Origin of the sequence: Clostridium sp., from assembly GCF_036569345.1 — a bacterium.
GTDB lineage: Bacteria > Bacillota > Clostridia > Clostridiales > Clostridiaceae > Clostridium_AD.
In genome coordinates, this window is record NZ_DATCQT010000213.1 from 1 (window position 1) to 2,459 (window position 2,459).

The window sequence follows — 2,459 nt, forward strand, 5'->3', positions numbered from 1 at the left end:
TCATAATCTTACCTTGAGACAATTTGAGTTGATTCTAGAGCGTTTAATTTGCATTTTACTATATGTAATATATTATTTATTAGTTGTATTAGATAATTTCTTTGCTTCTTTTAGTTTGAGTTTTAATTTATCGGTTTTGATTTTCTCCTTTTGTATTTTAAGTTGCTCATTCTTCCCTTTGATTTGGAAACGTAGGATCTTATGTACTCTGTCTATGTCATTGATATTGAAATGAAGAACTGCCTCATCACACATTATGTATTGGGTAACTGTAATGCCAGCTTCACTAAATTTTTTCATAAGAGAATTTACTGTTGTGGCATTAGGTAGGTAAATTGCTACTGTTGTGGAGTTATGGAAATATATTTCTGAGGAATGATGTCCTTTTAGAAATGTATCATCTAAGTTTTTACTGACAGTGTTGTCTGAGTTCATGCAACTGAAAACTGTATATTTTCCGACGAATCTATTAATATCTATTCACCTCCTTTAACTACTTTATTAATATTATATCACATTAGTATAATAATGTAAAGAGTTATCGTTCACCTCTTCTGAATCTCTACACGAATAAAATATGCAGATTCTACATTAATTAATTCGTCTCTAAGCTCTCATTTGTAGGTATTTTATTTCGTCTACATCTTACAACATCTTAGTCATTAAATTAATTATCCGTAGACTTTTACTATCAATCCTACCATTGTAGAAATTAACGATAGCATACGGTTCGATTCTAAACCGTTTAATTATAGCCTAAATTACATTCTTTAACGCTACTGGTAATACTAGATTTTTCAACCTTTTAACTTCAATATCATGCAAAATCTTAAATTCCTGAAATTTTTTAAAGCATAAATCTTTATTGATACTACTTAAATCATCATTTACATTCATAATTAAGAAACTAGAATATAAATCTCTTTGAATCTTAAAATCTCCAAAGTCATTCCATCGATCATTAAGTTCTTTCTTAATAAATTTATCTTCAATATGATTATATTGACTTGCCTTTACTTTCCAAGTATTTATCTTTTTCAACTCTTTGTCAATCCATTTAAGTTTATTATCTAAAATTGTTAAAAACATTGAAGGAGCTTTATTGGCAAGTGATTTACCAAAGCGTTTTTTCTTATTAAATTTTCCTGTTTTTTCATTAATAGTAGTATTTTTAGCTCTTGCTTGCAATCCCTTATAATTCATTGTTTCAACTTTAATATTATTTCCCAATGTTAAAACATAATTGGCAAGTTTATTATGTGATTGTTTTCTAATTTCTCTCTGTTTGCGGAATAACTCTTTAAATTTCATTTGAATTTTGATATAATGTTTTGATTTATTCCATTTACTATTGTCGTTATTTTTTATAGTATTATTCTCATTATATTTGTTTGGATTAGTAATAATCCTTGATCTATCCATTTTCCTCTGCAATGTCCTTTTCTGTCTCTCAATATTTTTTACTTCTGGAACTAGTTCTAATAATTTAACCTCACTATTAGAACATATGCCAATAGTTTGTGTACCAATATCTAGACCTACAAATCCATCGTTAATATAATGCCTAATCTCACCAGTTTTCTTGTTGAACTTAGTGGGAGGAATACCTTCTAAAATCAACTGAACATAATAATGGTATTTTCCTTTTATAAATTCCCTTTTTATTCGACAATACTTTACCCTGTCTTGTAGTGCTATGTGAGCATATATATCATTACGATTAATTATTATTGGTAATTTAAGTTTGTTAAATATAATCACATTGTCTCTAAATTTAATTCCTTGTATATTATCTGAACTCTCAAAAGAACGCATCTCAGCATATTTAATAAAATTAATTTTTTTGGCAACTTTATATTTTAACCTGTCTATCGCGAGTGACGCTCTCAATTGCAATTTAATAGTTATATGACTTCCAAGACTTTTAAACTCATTAGTTCTTAGAGACGTAATCAGTTTATTTAACATAGTTCCTTTTATTCCATATTCACGTTCTAATTCATTAAACAACCTATCACGTTCTTTGCCTTTTGGCAGTTTACTTGCAACCATATATTTTTTACTCTGAATCATTAAATAGTGTCTCTTCAGTAACTTCCCAAGAACGGCATTGTAGTATTTTCTTGATAGTTCAAAATATTTATCTAATGCCGATTTATCAGATATGCTTGTGACTAATGGTAATGTTAGAACAAATGTCGATGTATTCTTTTTCATAGTTTTTCCACCTCCTATGTATGAAGTATATATCATTGGTTATAATATGTCAAGAAAAACATTATTTATATGTAGTATAATTAATATGGCTCTGAATTGCCACAAGTAATAGTAGAACAAAAATCACCATCAGGTTTTATCGTACATTCTGTACAGTGACATATTAAACATTCAACTCTAAAAGTGCTCTGATCATCACTTCCATTATTAAAATTCATTGTTTTTTCACCTCCTTAAATTAT

3 protein-coding genes are annotated in these 2,459 nt (G+C 28.0%); all 3 read right to left on the reverse strand.

Annotation, left to right across the window (positions count from 1 at the left end; genetic code table 11):
- Positions 1 to 72 precede the first annotated feature (72 nt).
- Positions 73 to 435 (reverse strand): hypothetical protein, encoded by a 363-nt coding sequence (locus tag VIM70_RS22495; protein WP_331948010.1) that lies wholly within the window; start codon positions 433 to 435, stop codon positions 73 to 75.
- Between the two features lie 321 nt (positions 436 to 756).
- Positions 757 to 2,217, reverse strand: a complete 1,461-nt coding sequence (locus VIM70_RS22500) for a transposase (RefSeq protein ID WP_331948011.1) — start codon at positions 2,215 to 2,217, stop codon at positions 757 to 759.
- Between the two features lie 80 nt (positions 2,218 to 2,297).
- Positions 2,298 to 2,435, reverse strand: coding sequence for a hypothetical protein (locus tag VIM70_RS22505; protein WP_331948012.1), 138 nt, complete (start codon positions 2,433 to 2,435; stop codon positions 2,298 to 2,300).
- Positions 2,436 to 2,459: the final 24 nt, after the last annotated feature.

Bases quoted from the DNA above. Each gene is read 5' to 3' on its own strand.
- VIM70_RS22495 (WP_331948010.1), bottom strand. From the start codon at position 435: ATGAACTCAGACAACACTGTCAGTAAAAACTTAGATGATACATTTCTA.
- VIM70_RS22500 (WP_331948011.1), bottom strand. From the start codon at position 2,217: ATGAAAAAGAATACATCGACATTTGTTCTAACATTACCATTAGTCACA.
- VIM70_RS22505 (WP_331948012.1), bottom strand. From the start codon at position 2,435: ATGAATTTTAATAATGGAAGTGATGATCAGAGCACTTTTAGAGTTGAA.